Origin of the sequence: Streptomyces sp. NRRL WC-3626 (assembly GCF_000718785.1) — a bacterium.
In the GTDB taxonomy this organism is placed as follows: Bacteria; Actinomycetota; Actinomycetes; order Streptomycetales; family Streptomycetaceae; genus Streptomyces; species Streptomyces edwardsiae.
Map to the genome: position 1 here is coordinate 1 of NZ_JOCA01000052.1, position 625 is coordinate 625.

General features: G+C 67.8%; 1 pseudogene. It reads left to right on the forward strand.

Annotation, left to right across the window (positions count from 1 at the left end):
- Positions 1-625: pseudogene (locus tag IF28_RS0135750) on the forward strand (alpha-1,4-glucan--maltose-1-phosphate maltosyltransferase); the annotation flags it as partial.

Here is a 625-nt window from a genome sequence, read left to right on the forward strand (position 1 = left end):
TCCACCCGATCGGGACCACCTTCCGCAAGGGCCCCAACAACACACTCGACGCCGGCCCCGACGACGTCGGCGTCCCCTGGGCGATCGGCTCCCCCGAGGGCGGCCACGACGCCGTCCACCCCCGCCTCGGCACCCTCGAGGACTTCGCCCGCTTCGTCACCCGGGCCGCCGCACTCGGCCTCGAGGTCGCCCTCGACTTCGCCCTGCAGTGCTCCCCCGACCACCCCTGGGTCCACAAACACCCCGAATGGTTCCACCACCGCCCCGACGGCTCCATCGCGTATGCGGAGAACCCGCCGAAGAAGTACCAGGACATCTACCCCATCGCCTTCGACGCCGACCTCGACGGCCTCGTCGCCGAAACCGTCCGCGTCCTGCGCCACTGGATGACACTCGGCGTGCGGATCTTCCGCGTCGACAACCCCCACACCAAACCCGTCGTCTTCTGGGAACGCGTCATCGGCGAGATCAACCGCACCGACCCCGACATCATCTTCCTGGCCGAGGCGTTCACCCGCCCCGCGATGATGCACACCCTCGCCCAGATCGGCTTCCAGCAGTCCTACACCTACTTCACCTGGCGCACCACCAAAGGGGAACTGACCGACTACCTCACCGAACTCTC